This window comes from Kineococcus sp. DHX-1 (assembly GCF_042473625.1).
Taxonomy (GTDB): Bacteria; Actinomycetota; Actinomycetes; order Actinomycetales; family Kineococcaceae; genus Kineococcus.
In genome coordinates, this window is record NZ_CP170445.1 from 4,536,430 (window position 1) to 4,554,469 (window position 18,040).

An 18,040-nucleotide genomic window follows, 5' to 3' on the forward strand; every position below is an offset into this window, starting at 1 on the left:
CCTACCGCGCGTCGGGTCGCGTCATCCGCAGCCGGCTCTCCTCGCTGATCGTGAAGTAGTCGGCCGGGCCGCCGCCGCGCAGGAGCGGGTCGGCGGCGAGGGTGTCGAAGACGCCGTCGACGAGGAGCGAGTCGTCGATGTGGATCTGGACGACCTCCCCGAGCACGAGCCAGGCCCCCACCCCCTGCTCGTCCACGTCGGTCAGCTCCTGGATGCGCGTCACGCGGCACTCGAAGGCCACGGGGCTCTCGGCAACGCGCGGCGGCCGCACGAGGGCGGAGGCCTCGGGCGTCAGGCCGGCGAGGCCGAACTCGTCGACGTCGGGGGCCACCGAGGCGGACGTCTCGTTCATCGGTTCGGCCAGGGCCCGCGTCGCCAGGTTCCAGACGAACTCCCCGGTGGCCTCGGCGTTCGTCACGCTGTCCTTGTGGCCCGTGCTGGAGAACCCGACGATGGGCGGGCGGTAGTTCAGCAGGTTGAAGAAGCTGTACGGGGCGAGGTTCCTCGTCCCGTCCTGCGCCACCGTCGACACCCAGCCGATCGGCCGTGGCGCGACGATGGAGTTCAGCGGGTCGTGCGCGAGGCCGTGACCGTCACGAGGGCTGTAGGAGTGCACGAGTGGGGACGCTACCCCTCGTCCCGTCGCCCGCGACCCGGCGCGGACGCGGCCCTCAGTCCAGCGGCGGGGCCGTCGTGCCGCGGACGACCAGCCGGGTGGTGAAGGGGCCGCTGTCGCGGACCGGGCGGCCGGCGAGCAGGTCCAGGACGGCGGCCCCGGCGGCCACCCCGAGCGCCACCGGGTCCTGCCCGACCGTCGTGAGGTCGGTGAGCTCGGCGAGGGGGTGGTCGTCGATGCTGATGACCGAGATCTGCCGCGGGACCTCGATGCCCGCGCGGCGCAGGCTGCGCATGGCCCCCAGAGCCACCTCGTCCGAGAAGGCGAAGACGGCGCTCGGCAGGCGACGGCCGGAGAGCAGCCGGTCCATCCCCTGCGCACCGCCGCGGGACCCCCCGGACCACGACACGACGAGGTCCTCGTCGACCGCGACTCCGGCCGCCTCCAGCGCCGTGCGGTAACCGGTTTCCCGGTCGCGCTGCGCCTGCCACGCGCGGTCCGAGGCGGCGACCGTGTTCAGCAGCGCGATGCGCCGGTGCCCCAGTTGCAGCAGGTGGTTCACGGCCTGCTGCGCGGCGAGCACGTCGTCGATCGCGACGCAGGGGACGGAGTCGGAGTGGCTGCCGGCCGCGACGACCGCGACCCCGGCGTCGGTGAGCTTGGACAGTTCCAGGGGGGTCAAGGCGATGGCCACCACGACGACCGCGTCCACCTTGCGCCGCAGCGGCATCGAGGCGAAGAACTCGACGCGGTCGTCGGGGTCGTCGACGCAGCGCACCAGCAGGTCCAGGCCCGCCGGACGCATCTGCCGCTCCAGGCCCAGGACGACCGAACTGCAGTACCAGGTCGGCAGGTCGTGCAGGACGACGGCCACGCGACCGGTGGCCCGGCCGGCCAGCGCAGCGGCTTCGGGGTTCACGACGTAGTCGAGTTCCGCGGCCACCGCCCGGATGCGCTCGCGCGTGCCCTGACTGACCCCCTCCAGCCCCCGCAGGGCCCGGGACACGGTTCCGAGGGAAACCCCCGCACGTTCGGCGACGTCGGCCATGCGGACCTCCGGCACCACCGGGGAGGGTTTGCGCACGGGATGGCGCGACGTCGCGGGCATGACGGGATCAGACCACCGCCCGGGGGCATCGGTCCAGCCTCGGGAGACCGGAACGGGTACCACAATCGTGTGCGTTACCAATCTGCAACGCAAGCGCTTGTGGGTCTCCCACCTGGGGCTTCGTTCCCACAAGCGCTTGCGTGAAAGTGACTTGCGCGTTGACGGCTCTCGACGGGCGGGTGTTCAGTTCTCCCGTCGGACCGGGTTCGCTGGTGAGCCCGGCCTGGGGGGTCGCCCGGCACACCGTCCGACCCCGCCTGCTCTCGATGAAGAGGAGAACACCGTGTTCGGCAAGCCCGGAACGTCCACCGCCACCCGCAAGATCTCGTTCACCCTCGCGCTGGCCGCGACCGGCGTCCTGGCGCTGGGCGCCTGCGGCGGCGGGGACAGCGGCGGCAACGCCGACGCCGCCAAGGGCGGGAACTCGACGGGTCCCATCACCTACGTGCAGGGCAAGGACAACAGCGGCATCGTCCAGCCCGCGATCGACAAGTGGAACGCGGCCCACCCCGACCAGAAGGTCACGCTCAAGGAGCAGACCGACCAGGCGGACCAGCAGCACGACGACCTGGTGCAGAACTTCCAGGCCAAGAACGCCGACTACGACGTCGTCAGCGTCGACAACATCTGGACCTCGGAGTTCGCCGCCAAGGGCTGGCTGCAGCCGCTCACGGGCGACTACGCGCTCGACACCTCCGCGCTGCTGCCGGCGACGGTGAACGCCGAGACCTACAACAAGACCCTGTACGCGGCGCCGACCACCTCCGACGGCGGCCTGCTCTACTACCGCAAGGACCTCGTGCCCACCCCGCCGAAGACGTGGGACGAGATGATGTCGATGTGCTCGATCGCCAAGGCGAACAACATCGACTGCTACGCGGGCCAGTACGCGCAGTACGAGGGCCTCACCGTGAACGTGGCCGAAGCCATCAACACCTTCGGCGGGTCGATCCTGTCCGAGGACGGAAAGACCGCCACCCTCGACACCCCGGAGGCCAAGGCCGGTCTCGACGCCCTGGTCAAGGGTTTCCAGGACGGTGACATCCCCAAGCAGGCCACCACCTACCAGGAAGAGCAGGGCCGCCAGTCCTTCGAGGACGGCAAGCTGCTGTTCCTGCGGAACTGGCCGTACGTCTACAGCCTGGCCAAGACGGACGGTTCCTCCACGGTCAAGGAGACGTTCGGCGTCGCCCCGCTGCCCGGCGCCTCCGACGGCAAGACGGGTGCCTCGAGCCTGGGCGGTCACGCGGCCGGCATCAGCGTCTACTCCGACCACAAGAAGACCGCGTTCGAGTTCATCAAGTTCCTGCAGTCCGAGGAGATCCAGAAGGACTGGCTGACCAAGGGTTCGGCCGCCCCCGTCATCTCCTCGCTCTACGACGACGCCACGCTGGTGCAGCAGTTCCCGTACCTGCCCGAGCTCAAGACGTCGATCGAGAACGCCGTCCCGCGTCCCGTGACGCCGTTCTACCCGGCCGTCACCAAGGCGATCCAGGACAACGCGTTCTCCGCCCTGTCGGGCAGCAAGTCCACCGACGCGGCCCTGTCCGACATGCAGAAGTCCGTGCAGAACGCCATCTCCGGCGGTCAGTGACCGGAAACCTGGAACCGGGGGCGGGACGACGACGTCCCGCCCCCGGCACCGAGTCCTGAGGAGGACCCATGAGCACCACGTCTGGTGTGGCCACCGGCGAGTTCGCGCAGGGGAAGCCACCGCTCAACCCCGGCAAGCGCAAGAGCCTGCACGACGGTTCGGGCCGCAAGGCCGCCGTCCTGATCGCCCCGACGATCGTGCTCCTGGCGATCGTGATCCTCTACCCGGTCGTCTCGGCCGTCTCGCAGTCCTTCACCAAGGACGCGGGACTGGACCCCACCACCGGTCTGTTCGTCCAGGGTGGTTTCGCCGGGGTCCAGAACTACAAGCTGTGGCTCCTGCAGGACTGCGGCAGCGGCGCCTTCTCGTGCCCGCCGGGCACGCTGGGGTCGCAGTTCTGGACCGCGACCGGGGTGACGTTCCTGTTCACCGTGGTGGCCGTCAGCCTGGAGACGGTGCTGGGCTTCACGTTCGCCCTCGTCATGCACCGCAAGTTCAAGGGCCGCGCGATCCTGCGCGCCAGCGTCCTCGTGCCGTGGGCCATCCCCACCGCGGTGACCGCCAAGCTCTGGTACTTCATCTTCGCCTACGACGGGATCGCCAACAAGATCCTCGGCACGGAGATCCTCTGGACCGGTGACGGCTGGGCCCCCAAGGCCGCCATCATCATCGCGGACACGTGGAAGACCGCCCCGTTCATGGCCCTGCTCATCCTCGCGGGCCTGCAGGTCATCGACGAGAGCGTCTACGAGGCCGCCAAGATGGACGGCGCGACGGCGTGGCAGCGCTTCAAGCACATCACCCTGCCGCTCGTGAAGCCCGCCCTCATGGTCGCGGTCCTGTTCCGCACCCTGGACACCCTGCGCATGTACGACCTGCCGAAGATCCTCACCGGTGGGGCCGGCGACACGTCGACCCTGTCGATGCTGGTCGTCGACCAGGTCAGGACGGGGTTCAACGCCGCCTCGGCGTTGTCGACACTGACGTTCCTCATCGTGTTCGCCGTCGCGTTCATCTTCATCAAGTTCCTGGGCGCGAACGTCACCGAGCAGCGGGCACCGAAGACGAAGAAGGCGGCCTGAGATGGCGACCACATCGCGCAGCACCTCGACCCACCGCGGTCACACCGTCACCGCGTCCGGCGTGGAGGTCGTCCAGCGCCGGAACGTGCCCGCGGCCGTCCTCACCTACGTGGGTGTCGTCCTCATCTGCCTGTGGGGCCTGCTGCCCTTCTACTGGATGATCGTCACGAGCTTCCGCGACGTCGGGTTCACCTTCGACACGACGCCGTGGCCGACGCACGTCACGCTGGAGAACTACGCGACCGCGTTCTCCACCGACCGCGGCAACCACTTCGGGCGCGCCCTGCTCAACAGCGTCCTCATCGGCGCGGTCACCACCGTGGTCGGGCTCGTCGTCGGCGTCTTCACGGCCTACGCGCTGGCGCGCCTGGAGTTCAAGGGCAAGTTCTACGTCCTCGGCATCATCCTGGGCGCGTCGATGTTCCCGGGCGTCGCGCTGGTCACCCCGCTGTTCCAGCTGTTCACGAACATCGGGTGGATCAACACCTACCAGGCCCTCATCATCCCGAACATCTCGTTCATCCTGCCGCTGACGGTCTACACGCTGACGGCGTTCTTCACCGAGATGCCCTGGGAGCTCGAGGAGTCGGCCCGCATGGACGGCTGCACCCCCGGTCAGGCGTTCGTCAAGGTCATCCTGCCGCTGGCCGCCCCGGGCATCTTCACCACGGCGATCCTCGCCTTCACCGCGGCGTGGAACGAGTTCCTGCTGGCCAGCCAGCTCGGTGGGGACAAGGTCCAGCCGGTCACGGTCGCCATCGCGAGCTTCGCCGGGGCCCAGCCCCACCAGGAGCCGTACACGGCCGTCATGGCCGCCGGCACCATCGTCACCGTCCCGCTCATCATCATGGTGTTGGTCTTCCAGCGCCGCATCGTCTCCGGCCTCACCGCCGGCGGCGTGAAGAGCTGACCCACCCGCTCCACCTCCACCCCGCAGGACCCCTGCACGACGAGGAGACCGCCATGGCCACCCGGCCCCGCTCCAGCAGCCCGCGCCCGAGCGTCTCGGCGAGCGCCGTCCGCGCCCGCCGGAACGCCCAGCACCTGGAGACGTTCGGCGGTCTCCTCGTCGCCATGACCGTGCTCGTCCTCGGGTTCGCGATCTACGCCGAGGTCACCGGCGCACCGGCGCTCGAGCTCGTCGGCGTGCTCGTCCTGCTGCTGGTCGCCGACGTCGTCGTCGTCAAGGCCGCCCGCTCGCAGCGCGCACGTGCGGACCAGCGGTGACCGGCCCCTTCCACGCGAGGGCCGACTGGTGGCGACAGGCCGTCGTGTACCAGGTGTACCCGCGCTCCTTCGCCGACGCGAACGGCGACGGACTGGGTGACCTCGTCGGCATCACCCGGCGCATCCCGCACCTCGTCGCCCTCGGGGTGGACGCCGTCTGGCTCAGCCCGTTCTACCCCTCGGCCCTGGCCGACGGCGGCTATGACGTCGACGACCACCGTGGCGTCGACCCGAAGATCGGGACGCTCGCCGAGTTCGACGCCATGGTCGAGGCCCTGCACTCCGCGGGCCTCAAGCTCATCGTCGACATCGTCCCGAACCACTCCTCCGACCGGCACCCCTGGTTCCGCGCGGCCCTGGCCGCCGGGCCCGGGTCCCCTGAGCGCGAGCGCTACGTCTTCCGCCACAGCGCCGACGGTCCGCCCACGGACTGGACCGCCAGCTTCGGCGGGCCCACGTGGGAACCCGTCGGCGACGGCTGGTGGTACCTGCACATGTTCGCCCCCGAGCAGCCCGACTGGAACTGGGACCACCCCGACGTCCGGGAGGACCACGAACGAACGCTGCGGTTCTGGGCCGACCGCGGCGTCGACGGGTTCCGCATCGACGTGGCCCACTACCTGACCAAGGACCTCACCGGTCCCCTGCCGACGCAGGCGGAGATCGCGGCGGGGACCGTGCCGGAGGGGACGCACCCCTTCAACGACCGCGACGACGTGCACGAGGTCTACCGCAGCTGGCGGAAGGTCTTCGACCAGTACGACCCGCCGAAGATGGCCGTCGCCGAGGCCGTCGTCCCCACCCACCGACGCCCGCGCTACGCGTCCGCGGAGGGGCTGGGGCAAGCCTTCAACTTCGACTTGCTCGAGGCCGACTTCGACGCGGCGCAGTTCCGCGCCGTCGTCGAGCAGAACCTGGACCTGGCCGCGTCGGCCGGGTCGACGTCGACGTGGGTGCTGTCCAACCACGACGTCGTGCGGCACGCGTCCCGGTACGCCCTGCCGACGGGGACGTCGCTCCCGGCGTGGCTGCTGTCGGACGGCACGCATCCCCGGGCCGACGAGGCCCGGGGGTTGCGGCGGGCGCGGGCGGCCACCGCGTTCCTGCTGGCCCTGCCGGGGTCCGCCTACCTGTACCAGGGGGAGGAACTGGGCCTGCCCGAGGTCGCGGACCTGCCCGGCGTCGTGCTGCAGGACCCGACGTGGATCCGGTCCCTGGGCACCACCAAGGGGCGGGACGGCTGCCGGGTCCCGCTGCCGTGGAGCGCCTCGGGACCCTCGTTCGGGTTCGGTCCGGAGGACGGGCGCCCCGCACACCTGCCGCAGCCGCCGTGGTTCTCGCGCTACGCCGTGGAGGCGGAGGCCGGGGACGCCGGGTCGACGCTGGCGTTCTACCGGGCCGCGCTGGCGCGGCGGCGCGAACTGCTCGGCGGGGAGGACCTCGAGTTCCTCGACTCCCCCGACGGCGTCGTGGTGTTCGAGCGGCCGGGGGGCTGGGTCTGCGCCACGAACTTCACGACGTCCGCCGTCCCGCTCCCTGCGGGTGAGGTCGTGCTGAGCAGTTCCGGCGACCCGTCCGGCGCCGACCTGACGGAACTCCCGGGGGAGACCACGGTCTGGGTGCAGCGGGCCGACTGAGCCGATCGTGCGGAAGTCCCACCGGGAGCGCCGACCCGTGGCACGCTCCGGAGCGTGGGACGCCGTGCACGAGGAACAGCCGTCGCCGCCGCCGGACTGGCCGCGGTCGTGCTGGTCGCGGTGGTGTCGACCCGCGACCAGCACGGCCCCGTGCCGGCGTCCGCCGCCGCGTCGTCGCCGACGGAGCGCAGCGACCACTCCGTGGAACTCGCCCGCGACCAGCAGACCCTCGCTGCGCTGCCACCCGCGACGACCTCGGCGATCTCGAGCGCGTCGGGGATCGTCACCGGCGTGGACACGCCACGGGGCTGGCAGGTCCAGAGCCACCGCGACCTCGTGGCTCAAGACCCGGCGGTGGGGGACCACCAGGTGCTGCTCGTCTGCGTGGGCCGGGGCTCGCTGGCGGTCGACGTGACGGTGTCGACGGTCGACGGCACCGAGCTGAACCGCCAGAGCTTCCCCGCCGGTTGTTCTGCGTCGGGCGCGACCGCGGCCGCGTCGTTCTCCGTGACGGCGGAGGACTCCGCGTACTCCGTGCAGGTGTCGCCGGGGGCGGAGGCCGTTGCCGTCGTCGGCTACCGGGTCACCTGAGGCGTCATCCGAGGCCGGGGGTGTGCGGGAACGCTGCACAACTCCGTTGCGGGTGGCCTGCGGCGCGCGACAGCCTGGGCGGGTGGACGTCGCCCGCGCACGCCGCCTCGTGCCCGCCGGGTTGCGGGAGAGCGCGGCCCTCACGGGGGCCGACGCGCTGAGCTGGCTCGACGGGCTCCCCGACCTCGTCGTCGCCTCGTGCGCACGGTGGTCGCTGGATCTCGACGAGGGAGTTCCCGCGCACGGCGCCCACGCCCTCGTCCTGCCGGTGCGGCGGGACGGTCGGGCCTGCGTGCTGAAGCTCTCCCACCGGGGTGACGACGTGCGCGGCGAGGTGACCGCGCTGCGGACCTGGGCCGGCCGCGGGGCAGTCCGGCTCCTGGACGCCGACGTGGAGGGTGACGTCCTCCTCCTCGAGCGACTGGACACCTCCCGCAGCCTGTCCGACTGCCCGCCCGAGGAGGTGAGCCGCGCGGTGGGCCGGTTGCTGCGCGAACTCGCGGTGCCCGCACGCGACGGGACGCCGACCACGGCGGCGGAGGCCGAGCAGATCGCCCGCACGGTCGGGGATCGGCAGCGACGGCTGGGGAACCCCCTCCCGGAGCGGTGGGTGACGGCGTCGCGGCACGCCGCGGAACTCCTGAGCACCCGCGCGGTCGTGCCGACCCTCGTCCACGCGGACCTGACCCCGGACAACGTCCTCCGGCGGCCGGGCGCGGGCTGGGTCGTCGTGGACCCGAAAGCCCTGGCCGGTCCGCCGGAACGCTCCTTGCCCGAACTCCTCTGGAGGCTCGTCGACCACCCCGCGGGGCGCGACCTGCCCGCCCTGCTGCGGTCGATCTGCGCGGCGGGTGACCTCGACGAGGAGCTGGCGCGGGAGTGGGTCGTGGCGCGCACCGTCGACTACTGGTCGTGGGCCGTGGACGTCGGACTGACGACCGACCCGCTGCGGTGCCGCGCGGTCCTGGCCGCGCTGGCCTGACGCCGACCGGGTCAGGCCGGCTCGAAGGACCACCCGGTGCGGTGCATCGAGTCGTCCCAGACGACGAGGCGCTCCCCCGCCCACGCGGCGGTCGGGGTCGTCGTCGCCTCGGCGCCCGGTAGTTCCGGCAGCGCCGTCCAGGCGTCACCGTCCAGGACCGCGAACCGCCCACCCAGACCGACGGCGACGCGGCCGGGGCCGACGACCACCTGCGGCGTCCAGCCGCCGGTCGTCAGGGCGGTCGGCACCTCGAGCGCCGACGACGACCCGTCCTGTGGATCGACGAGGTCCAGCTGCCGGACGTCGTCCGGGAACCCGTCCTGCGAGGACCCCCTGAGCCGGACCAGTCGGCTGCCGTCCCAGCTCCCCAGGGGAGCGGAGCCGGGTGACGACGCCGCCAGAGCCGTCGACCGCCACCGGTTCGCGTGCGGGTCGTACGCGTGGACGGGGGTGACGTCTCCGCCAGGGGGCACCTGGGTCGACTCGACGAGCAGCTCGTCACCCGCCCACGCGACGTAGCAGGTCTCCCCCGAGTCGGGGCCGGGGACCCGGCTGGTCCTGGTCGCTCCCGTCGACGGGTCCCACGCCCAGAGGGTGTGCGGGACGGGCTGTCCGCTGCCGTCCGTCCCGACGGAGAGGACCTCCGTCCCGGACCACGAGGCGGGCGCGTAGACGAGGAGGCCGCTCTCGGGGGCCCGACCCGTCTGGTCCGTGGCCGGGTCGAACCAGGTCCCCCGTCCGTCAGGAGCCGACCGGTCCAGGCGGGCACGTGGTGGAACACGCTGCCCCCGGTGAGCCTGCGCCACGTCCCCGACGCCGGATCGAACGCACCGCTGCCGTCGAGCGGTTCCGTCTCGGGCGGGACGCACATGGCCCCCGGCGGACAGCTCACCGGTGGCCCGACCTCGGGGCCCACGCCTCCGGTCACGAGGAGCTCGGTGCCCGTCCAGGTGAGCGTCGGCGCGCGGCGTGGGCTCATCGGTGTCGCAGGTGCTTCCCGCCACGAACCCGTGGAGGCCGCCAGTTCCCCGGGCCACCCGGGGTCGTCGCCCGGTGACCGGCCGCAGGCAGTGGGCGCGCCGACAGCGGCGAGGGCCAGGAGGTCGCGGCGGCGCAGCACACCGCTGGGACGCACCGCCTACGGGCGCGGTTCCGGCTCCGTCGCGCCCAGCGCGTCGAGCGTCACCACCGCGGCGGACGGCAACGGCTCGGCGGCACCGGCGACGTTCTCGCCCAGGTGCGCGACCGACGACGTCCCGGGGATGAGCAGGACGTTCGGGGAACGCTGCAGCAGCCACGCGAGGGCGACGGACAGGCGGGAGCGGCCCAGCCCGGCGGCGACGTCGTCGAGCGTCCGGGACTGCAACGGGGAGAACCCGCCGAGCGGGAAGTACGGGACGTAGGCGATGCCGCGCTCGCGCGTCGCGGTCAGGACCGCCTCGTCCTCGCGGTGCGCGACGTTGTAGAGGTTCTGGACGCAGACGACGGGCGCGATGGCCTGGGCCTCGTCGAGCTGGGCCAGGTCGACGGTGCTGAGACCGAGGTGGCGGACGAGCCCCTTCTCGCGGAGCTCGGCGAGGGCCCCGAACCGCTCGGCGATCGACCCCGGCACCGCCGTGTGGCCGTCGGCGCCGCCGCCGACGCGGAGGTTCACGACCTCGAGGGTGTCGACGCCGAGGGTGCGCAGGTTGTCGTGCACCTGGGCGACGAGCTGGTCGGGGTCGGTGGCCGGGACCCAGCCGCCGTCGGCGTCACGCACGGCGCCGACCTTCGTCACGACGCGCATCCCGTCGGCCGGGGTGAACGCCTCGCGGACCAGCTCGTTGACGACGTGCGGACCGTAGAAGTCGGCGGTGTCGACGTGGTTCACGCCGAGCTCCGGCAGGGTTCGGAGCACGGACAGCGCCTCGTCGCGGTCCCGGGGCGGTCCGAAGACGCCCGGGCCGGCGAGCTGCATGGCGCCGAACCCGGTGCGGGTGAGGTCCAGGTCGCCGACGGGGAAGGTGCTGCGTGCGGTGTCGTGGGTGGTGGTCATGCCGTCAGCGTGCGCCGCGGTCCCGGTTCCCGGGCAGCACCGGCCCGTTCCTGGGACTGCGGGGACCAGGCTGTCCCTGGGACCCGCGCCTACGCTGGTCCGGTGCCGCAGAACCCCCTGGGTGAGTTCCTCCGCGCCCGGCGCGAACTCATCGACCCCACCGACGTCGGGGTGCGGGTGACCGGTGTGCGCCGGACCCCGGGCCTGCGGCGCGAGGAGGTGGCGACGCTGGCGGGCATCAGCGCCGACTACTACCTGCGGCTCGAACAGGGCCGGGACCGGAACCCGTCGCGGCAGGTCCTGCAGGCCGTCGCGCGGGTGCTGCAGCTGGACGCCGCAGGCACCGACCACCTCCTGAGCCTTGCGACACCGGGAGGCGCCGGCCCCCGGCGGCGGCCGCGGGACACGGTCCCGCTCGGAACGCGGCAGCTCCTCGAGGCCCTCGACCTGCCCGCGTTCGTCGAGGACCGCACGTTCGAGGTCCTCGCCGCGAACCGGCTCGCGACGGCCCTGTGGCCCTCGCTGCACGTCGGGCAGAACCGGCTGCGCGCGGTGTTCCTCGACGAGAGGGAGGGCACGATGGTGCTCGACCCCGAGCAGGCCCGCGCGGGGATGGTCGCCGCGTTCCGCGCCTCCGTCGGCGCGGGGACGGACGACCCGCGGGTGGCCCGGCTCGTCGGGGAGCTCTCCCTCGCCAGTCCGGAGTTCGCCCGGCTGTGGGCGCGGCACGACGTGCGCGACCTGGCCGGGGGGACGGCCCGGTTGCAGCACCCCGAGGTGGGCCTGCTGGAACTGCGCCGCGAGAAGCTGGCCGTGGGTGGGACGGACGGGCAACTGCTCGTCGTCCACCACGCCGAGCGGGGGTCGGCGTCGGCCCAAGCCCTCGCGCTGCTCGGGTCGCTGGCGCTCAGCCGGATGTCGGACGAGAGGGCACCGCGTACTTGAAACCCCGGTGCGATCCCGCGAAACCCAGGCGCTCGTAGAACCGGTGGGCGTCGGCGCGCGCGTTGTCGGACGTCAGCTGGACGAGCGAAGAACCTGTGGCAGGGGCGGCGAGGTCGGTGACCCAGCGCATGAGCGCGGTGCCGATCCCGGCGGAACGCAGGGTGCTGCGAACGCGGACGGCCTCGACGAGCAACCGCGCGGAACCCCGCCGCGCCATCCCGGGGATGCGGGTCAGCTGCAGGGTTCCGACGACGTCCCCGTCCACCTCGGCCACGAGGAGGTCGTTGGACGGGTCGGCGAGGACCTCCAGCAGCGCCGCGCGGTACAGCGGTTCGTCCTCCGCCGACGCGCGGTCGCCGCGGGCGGCGCTGACGGGGTCGTCGGCCAGCAGGTCCACCACGGCGCGCAGGTCCGCCTCGCCGGCGCGGCGCAGCGTGACCTCGCGGTCTCGGGCCGGCAGGACGACCGGCAGCGTGAGCGCGGCGATCACCGGGCCACCTCCGCGGCGTCGCGGTCGAGCCGGTACGTCACCTGGTGCAGGCCCCGAGTGTCGACGTGGGTCCCCGTGCGCAGCGCGCCGAGCCGTTCCACCGCGCGCTGGGACCGCACGTTGTCGGCGTGCACGGTGAACACGACCGTCGGCAGGGTGGCGAACGCGTGGTCCAGCATGAGCCGTTTCACCTCCCCGTTCCACCGCCCACCCCACCGGGAGCGGGCGAGGAACGTCCACCCGATCTCGACCTCGCCCGGCCCGCGCAGCACGTACCGCGAGGTCCCGAACACCTCACCGTCCGCCCGGTCCTCCGCGACGAGCGCGCCGCCCGACGCGAGCGCGTCCTCGAACCAGGCGCGGAAGACGGGTTCCTCGGTGCGGTCCTTCGCGGGGTGCTGTTCCCACAGCAACGGGTCGGCGGCGATGCGGCGCAGCGGCTCGGCGTCGTCGGCGCGCACCGGCCGCAGCAGGACGAGGTCGCTCGAGAGCACGGGTTGCCGGTCGAAGGACATGGCCGGACGCTACCGCGCGCACGCCCCCGACCGGCTCGGACGTCAGGCCGGCAGGCCGCGCCGCGACGCGACGAACCGGGCGAGCTCGTCGAGGTTCGCCACCTCGCACGTCCGCCGCCCCTGCTCGATGTCGTGGACCATCTCCACGATCCGGTCGAACACCGGACCCTGGATGTCCTTGTGCACCTCGTCGACCTCGGTCTTGCGCTTGCGCACCACCAGGTCCCGGTAGATGCCGGAGTGGGTCTTGGCGCTGCGGCGGTTGAACGCGGCCAGCCGGTCGAAGGACCCGGGGAGGTCGTCGGGTTCGAACCCGTCGAAACCCTCGACCCGGACGGGGGCCTGCGCCAGCACCTCCTCCGACAGCACGGTCATGAGTTCCCGGTACTCGGGACGTTCCAGCGTCTCGGCGATGGGCAGGTCGGAGACGGCCCCGGCCCACATCATCGCGCCGTACACCTCCTTGCCCCACAGGTACCCGAGCACGTTGTCGGTGGGCTCGGCGTACGGCAGGACCTCGGCCAGTTCCCGCACCCGCGGGGTGATCGTCCCGCCGTCCAGCTCACCGATCCGGAACGTCGCCACGTTCCCCTGCAGGACCACCCCGGGGCCCATGAGGTCCGCCCCCACGTTGATGAAGCTGGACAGCACCCGCTCGCGGCCGACCGCCTCGACGAGGACGTCGGCGGTCAGGCCGTTCTGCACCGTGAGGACGTGCCCGTCGGGGGCCAGCCGGTCGCGCAGCAGGTCCGCGGCCGAGGCGGTGTGCAGGCTCTTCACCGCGACGACCGCGCGCTCGACGGTGTCCGGGAGTTCCCCGGGCAGGATCGCGGGGATCCGGACGGTGAACTGCGCGACCGGGCCCTCGATGCGCAACCCGTCCCGCTGGACCGCCGCGACGTGCTCGGCGTCGGCGTCGACGAGGACGACGTCGTGACCGGCCCGGAACGCGTGGGCGCCGAGGGTTCCGCCGATGGCGCCGGCGCCGATGACGAAGAGCGTCACGCCGGCACCCCCACCGGGACGGCGCGGTCGACGAAGGCGCGCAGCACGCGCTGGAACTCCTCGCGCTCCTCGTTCTGCGGGGAGTGCCCCGAGTTCTCGAACACCACCAGCTCGGCGCCCGGCACGAGGCGTGCGATCGTCTCCGACGCGCTGACGGGGGTCACCCAGTCGTGCCGGCCCACCGTCACCAGGACGGGGACGGTCACGTCCGGCAGGTCGGGTTTGAGGTCGTACGTGGGGAAGTTCTCCTGGAAGCACGCGTTGTGCGCCTCGTGCCGGTAGATGCCGGCTTCGACCGCGGCGGTCGACCGGGCCTCGTCGTAGTCGGCGTCGTAGAGCGGGATGAGTTCGCGCCACAGCTCCTTGAGCTCGGCGTCGCTGCGGACCGTCCCGCCCCAGTAGCGGTTGAAGTGGTCCCAGTCGATCTGCACCCTCGTCTGCTGCCGGGCGTTCTCGAAGGCGAGCTCGAGGTTCGACCCGTCGGCGGACGTGTCGCGCAGGACGACGGCGTCCACGTGGTCGGGGTACCGCACGGCGTACTCCAGCGCGATGAACCCGCCGTAGGAACCCCCGGCCACCGTGACGCGGTCGGCCCCGGCCCACTGCCGCAGCCCGTCGACGTCCGCGGCCCACTGCTCGTGCGAGAACGGGCCGACACCTTCGCTGAGCCCGCAGCCGCGGGCGTCGAACACGATCACCCGGAACCGGTCGGCGAGCGGACCGAAGGTGGAGCGGGGTTCGGCGAGCGAGCCGATGCCCCCGCCGCCGTGGTGGGCGATGAGGACGGGCCCGTCCTCCGGTCCCAGCACCTCGACGTTCAGGCGCGCTCCGTTGATGGTGACGTCCACGGTGTCCTCCTCAGTCCTCAGGGGTGTGCGACGCGAGTGCCGCAGCGACGTGGCGCTCGACGACGTCGCCGAGCACGGTGAGCGGGACGGGCCCGACGGAGAGCACCGCCCGGTGGAACGCGACGACGGAGAACTCCTCCCCGAGCGCCGCTTCCGCGTGGGCGCGGAGCCGGGCGATCTCGCGGCAACCCACCATGTAGGCGAGGGCCTGGCCGGGCCAGGCCGTGTAGCGGTCGACCTCGCTCTCCACGTGCCCGCGGCTCGTGGCGGTGTTCTCGTACATGAACTCCACGGCCCGATCCCGCGTCCAGTCGAAGTGGTGGATGCCGGTGTCGACGACGAGGCGGCAGGCTCGCAGCGCCCGGAACGAGAGCATCCCGAGGCGGGCGAGGTCGTCGCTGTACAGGCCCATCTCGTCGGCGAGCTGCTCGGAGTACAGGCCCCACCCCTCGTTGAAGCTGCACGCCTCGACGTCCAGGTGCCGGCGGTACCGGGGGATGTCGAGCAGTTGCGCGGAGGCCAGCTGCAGGTGGTGGCCCGGGACGGCCTCGTGGAAGGACAGCGCCTCGTACTCGTAGCGGAAGTGGCTGGGTGCGTCGGCGGCCAGGACGCAGTAGGCGCCGGGACGGCTCCCGTCGACAGCCGGCGGGCGGTAGTAGCCGAGCGCGCTGCCGGCCCCGTCGACGGGGTTGATCTCCTCGATGACGCAGTCGGGGATGCCGAGGTCGGGGAACCAGCGGTCCCGGACGGCCTCGGCCCGCCCGAGGGCGGCGTGCGCGACGGCGAGGATCTCCCCGCTCGTCTCGAACCGCAGGGCGGGGTCCTCCCGCAGCCGTCGCGTGATGCGCGAGAACTCCCCCTCCCCCAGTGCCCGGGTGCCGACCTCGCGCCACAGCGCCCGCATCTCCGCCAGCACGTCCAGGCCGAGCTGGTGGATCTCCTCGGGAGTGAGGTCGGTCGTCGTGTGCCGTCGGACGGCGGCCGCGTACCCCTCCCGGCCGCCCGGCACGGCGTGGATGCCGATGTCGGCCCCGTCGCGGGCCACGGGGAGCAGTTCCTCGCGCAACCGGGCCGCCAGGGTCCGCAGGGCCGGGCGCACCTCGTCGAGGACGAGGCGGGTCGCCGCCTCCTGCGTCGCGGCGTCACCGGAGGAACGCGCCGGCGCGAGGAGGGCGTCCTCCTCGACGGCCGCGGCGAGGTGGCCCTCGAGCTGTTCCACGGCGTGCTCGACCCCGAGGCGCGTCGGGACACGCCCGGCGGCGGCCTCCTGCGCGTAGCGCTCGGCGAGGGCGCCGAAGAACCCGGGCAGGCCCGCGAGGCGCCGCAGGTAGCGGTCGCGTCCCGCGGCGTCCGCGGTCGTCATGGCGGGCACCGCCTGGAAGACGAGGCCCTGGCGGCTGACGTAGCCCTTGGCCGAGGCGTTCGCCGCCCACAGGGAGTGCGCCGCGTCCTGCTCGGCACCACGGGCGAGCGCGACGAGGACGCCGCGGTCGACGAGTTCGGCCTCGCTCAGACCGTCCGCATCCAGGGCCTCCGCGGCGTCGGCCACCGCCCCGAGCTCGGCGGCCGCCCGCTCGCTCGCCTCGCGCGACGGGTCGCCGGGCAGGTGGTCGAACTCCGTCAGACCGAGCAGGGTCGCGTTGTACGGGTCGTAGGTGTGCTGGGCGCGGAAGTAGCGTTCGCCGAGCGCCGCGAGCTGCTCCGCGGCCGTGCCGGGAGCGGTGGTCGTGCTGGTCACGTGGTTCCGTCCTGCCTGGGCCCCTCAGAAGAGGGAGTGCCCGCCGTCGATCGAGAGGGTCTGCCCGCTGACCCAGGACGCGCCCGGGTCGGCGAAGAACAGGACGCCGCGGGCGATGTCGTCCGGCGTCCCCGTGCGGCGGACCGCGATGCGTTCCAGGAGGGCCTGCTGGCCCGCGGACCCGTAGGAGTCCCACTGGGCCTGCGTCGTGGGGTTGGACAGGACGAACCCCGGGGCGATGCAGTTCGCCGTGATGCCGAACGGGCCGAGTTCGTGGGCCATCTGCCGGGTGAAGCCGATCTGCGCGGCCTTCGCCGTCGTGTAGGCCTGGACGCCGGTGAGGCTGACGCTGCGGCCGGCGCCGGAGGAGATGGTGACGATGCGCCCGAAACCCCGGCGCTTCATGGACCGGGCCGCTGCGCGGGTGCAGTTCCGCATCGTGGTGACGTTGGCCGCGACGACGGCGTCCCAGGCGTCGTCCGACAGCTCGTCGACGGGGGTGTGGGTCTGGCCGACGACACCGCCGGCGCAGTTGACGAGGACGTCGACGTCCCCGAGCGCAGCGAAGAACGCCTCCACCTGCTCGGTGTCCGCGAGGTCGACCTCGTCGCGGTCGACGCCGCGCACCGCGGCGCCGGCGTCCTGCAGCCGGTCGGCGATGGCCCGGCCGATGCCCTGCGCCGTGCCGGTGACGACCGCCGTCCGTCCCGCCAGTGGGGGCAGTGCTGTCACGTGCTCTCCTCGGTGCTCCGGTGGGCGCGGGCGATCTGCACCGTGTCCTCCCACTGCTTCATGCGGTCGATGCCGCGCTCCCCGGTGGCGAGCAGCACGGCCTCGACGAGGGCCTCGACGAGGGCGATCGTGCCCACGACGGAGTCGAAGGGCAGTCCGTCCACCGGCACCGGGAGCACGACGTCCGCGCTCTCGGTGGCCGGCGACAGGCCGGGGTCGGTGATGACGACGACCTTGGCCCCGCGGCCCTTGGCGATCGCCGCCGCCTGCTTCGCGGTCAGCTCGTAGCGGCGGAAGTCGAAGACGACCGCCACCGACCCCGGGCACAACCGCAGGAGCTTGCCGATGTCGTGCCCCACCGGCTGCGCCACGAAGTCGACGGCGGGGATGACCTGGTCCAGCTGCGTCGCCAGCAGCTCGGCGGAGAACCGGCTGAAGTAGCCGCCCATCACCACGACCTGCTTGGCCTTGCCGGCCAGGGCCTCGACCGCGCGGTCGAACTCGCTCGGCGGCACGGAGGCCGCGAGCTGCTCCACGAGCCCGAGGCGTTCGGTGATCGCCGCCTGGAACACCGGACGCTCCGCGTGCTCGCGGGCCCCCTCCACGGTCCGGTTGACCGGGCTGCTCATGCGGTGGGTGACCTCCTCGCGCAGCCGCCGCTGGAAGTCCGGGTACCCCCCGATGCCGAGCCGCGTCACGAGGCGCAGCACCGTCGGAGTGCTCGTGCCGGCGGCCTTGGCCACGGCCGCGGCGCTCTCCAGCCCGGCGCTGGGCCAGGAGGCCAGGAGGACGCGCGCCACCTTCTTCTCGGCGGGGCTCAGCTCGCCCATGCGGGCGAAGATCTCCTCGTCGATGGTCATGGTGCTCTCCTCGAGGACGTGCACGACGGCGCCCG

Annotated in this window: 19 protein-coding genes; 8 read left to right on the forward strand and 11 right to left on the reverse strand. The window is 72.8% G+C overall.

The window, feature by feature from the left end:
* Position 1: 1 nt before the first annotated feature.
* Both ACFEMC_RS21920 and ACFEMC_RS21925 read right to left on the reverse strand, forming a co-directional pair.
* Positions 2–616 (reverse strand): flavin reductase family protein, encoded by a 615-nt coding sequence (locus ACFEMC_RS21920; protein WP_380171866.1) that lies wholly within the window; start codon positions 614–616, stop codon positions 2–4.
* A 55-nt stretch (positions 617–671) separates the two neighbouring features.
* A complete protein-coding gene (locus ACFEMC_RS21925; protein ID WP_380171868.1) occupies positions 672–1,724 on the reverse strand; it encodes a LacI family DNA-binding transcriptional regulator in 1,053 nt (350 codons plus the stop codon).
* 283 nt (positions 1,725–2,007) lie between these two features.
* Here ACFEMC_RS21925 and ACFEMC_RS21930 point away from each other — a divergent pair, with 283 nt between their 5' ends.
* From ACFEMC_RS21930 to ACFEMC_RS21960, 7 genes are all read left to right on the forward strand, one after another.
* On the forward strand, positions 2,008–3,318 hold the full coding sequence (locus ACFEMC_RS21930) for an ABC transporter substrate-binding protein (protein WP_380171870.1): 1,311 nt from the start codon (positions 2,008–2,010) through the stop codon (positions 3,316–3,318).
* A gap of 68 nt (positions 3,319–3,386) precedes the next feature.
* Positions 3,387–4,400 (forward strand): carbohydrate ABC transporter permease, encoded by a 1,014-nt coding sequence (locus ACFEMC_RS21935; protein ID WP_380171872.1) that lies wholly within the window; start codon positions 3,387–3,389, stop codon positions 4,398–4,400.
* Position 4,401: 1 nt separating this feature from the next.
* Positions 4,402–5,310: a carbohydrate ABC transporter permease gene (locus tag ACFEMC_RS21940; RefSeq protein WP_367640580.1), complete on the forward strand. Its 909-nt coding sequence runs from the start codon at positions 4,402–4,404 to the stop codon at positions 5,308–5,310.
* 53 nt (positions 5,311–5,363) lie between these two features.
* Positions 5,364–5,627 (forward strand): hypothetical protein, encoded by a 264-nt coding sequence (locus ACFEMC_RS21945; protein WP_380171874.1) that lies wholly within the window; start codon positions 5,364–5,366, stop codon positions 5,625–5,627.
* Positions 5,624–7,264: a glycoside hydrolase family 13 protein gene (locus tag ACFEMC_RS21950; RefSeq protein WP_380171876.1), complete on the forward strand. Its 1,641-nt coding sequence runs from the start codon at positions 5,624–5,626 to the stop codon at positions 7,262–7,264. Before ACFEMC_RS21945 ends, ACFEMC_RS21950 begins: the two co-directional genes overlap by 4 nt.
* 54 nt (positions 7,265–7,318) lie before the next feature.
* Positions 7,319–7,855 carry a hypothetical protein gene (locus ACFEMC_RS21955; RefSeq protein ID WP_380171877.1) on the forward strand — a complete coding sequence of 179 codons (537 nt, stop codon included), beginning with the start codon at positions 7,319–7,321 and terminating at the stop codon, positions 7,853–7,855.
* Positions 7,856–7,937: 82 nt separating this feature from the next.
* Positions 7,938–8,837 carry an aminoglycoside phosphotransferase family protein gene (locus ACFEMC_RS21960; protein ID WP_380171879.1) on the forward strand — a complete coding sequence of 300 codons (900 nt, stop codon included), beginning with the start codon at positions 7,938–7,940 and terminating at the stop codon, positions 8,835–8,837.
* A gap of 11 nt (positions 8,838–8,848) precedes the next feature.
* Here ACFEMC_RS21960 and ACFEMC_RS21965 read toward each other — a convergent pair whose 3' ends face one another.
* A complete protein-coding gene (locus ACFEMC_RS21965) occupies positions 8,849–9,643 on the reverse strand; it encodes a hypothetical protein (RefSeq protein WP_380171881.1) in 795 nt (264 codons plus the stop codon).
* 332 nt (positions 9,644–9,975) lie between these two features.
* Positions 9,976–10,872, reverse strand: a complete 897-nt coding sequence (locus tag ACFEMC_RS21970) for an oxidoreductase (protein WP_380171883.1) — start codon at positions 10,870–10,872, stop codon at positions 9,976–9,978.
* 102 nt (positions 10,873–10,974) lie between these two features.
* On the opposite strand from ACFEMC_RS21970, the gene ACFEMC_RS21975 reads away from it, so the two are divergent.
* Positions 10,975–11,817, forward strand: a complete 843-nt coding sequence (locus ACFEMC_RS21975; protein WP_380171885.1) for a helix-turn-helix domain-containing protein — start codon at positions 10,975–10,977, stop codon at positions 11,815–11,817.
* Here the strand turns inward: ACFEMC_RS21975 and ACFEMC_RS21980 are convergent.
* The 7 genes from ACFEMC_RS21980 to ACFEMC_RS22010 are packed head-to-tail and all read right to left on the reverse strand — an operon-like array spanning position 11,780 to position 18,005.
* Positions 11,780–12,307 carry a GNAT family N-acetyltransferase gene (locus ACFEMC_RS21980; protein WP_380171887.1) on the reverse strand — a complete coding sequence of 176 codons (528 nt, stop codon included), beginning with the start codon at positions 12,305–12,307 and terminating at the stop codon, positions 11,780–11,782. The genes ACFEMC_RS21975 and ACFEMC_RS21980 overlap by 38 nt on opposite strands.
* Positions 12,304–12,822: a GNAT family N-acetyltransferase gene (locus tag ACFEMC_RS21985; protein ID WP_380171889.1), complete on the reverse strand. Its 519-nt coding sequence runs from the start codon at positions 12,820–12,822 to the stop codon at positions 12,304–12,306. The genes ACFEMC_RS21980 and ACFEMC_RS21985 overlap by 4 nt, the downstream gene beginning before the upstream one ends.
* Before the next feature lie 42 nt (positions 12,823–12,864).
* Positions 12,865–13,827 carry a ketopantoate reductase family protein gene (locus ACFEMC_RS21990; RefSeq protein ID WP_380171891.1) on the reverse strand — a complete coding sequence of 321 codons (963 nt, stop codon included), beginning with the start codon at positions 13,825–13,827 and terminating at the stop codon, positions 12,865–12,867.
* Positions 13,824–14,675, reverse strand: a complete 852-nt coding sequence (locus ACFEMC_RS21995; protein ID WP_380171894.1) for an alpha/beta hydrolase — start codon at positions 14,673–14,675, stop codon at positions 13,824–13,826. Before ACFEMC_RS21995 ends, ACFEMC_RS21990 begins: the two co-directional genes overlap by 4 nt.
* Positions 14,676–14,685: 10 nt before the next feature.
* Positions 14,686–16,413: a DUF885 domain-containing protein gene (locus tag ACFEMC_RS22000; protein WP_380171896.1), complete on the reverse strand. Its 1,728-nt coding sequence runs from the start codon at positions 16,411–16,413 to the stop codon at positions 14,686–14,688.
* 24 nt (positions 16,414–16,437) lie between these two features.
* Complete coding sequence (locus tag ACFEMC_RS22005) at positions 16,438–17,145, reverse strand: SDR family NAD(P)-dependent oxidoreductase (RefSeq protein ID WP_380171898.1); 708 nt, start codon at positions 17,143–17,145, stop codon at positions 16,438–16,440.
* Positions 17,142–18,005: a MurR/RpiR family transcriptional regulator gene (locus tag ACFEMC_RS22010; RefSeq protein WP_380171900.1), complete on the reverse strand. Its 864-nt coding sequence runs from the start codon at positions 18,003–18,005 to the stop codon at positions 17,142–17,144. The genes ACFEMC_RS22005 and ACFEMC_RS22010 overlap by 4 nt, the downstream gene beginning before the upstream one ends.
* Positions 18,006–18,040: the final 35 nt, after the last annotated feature.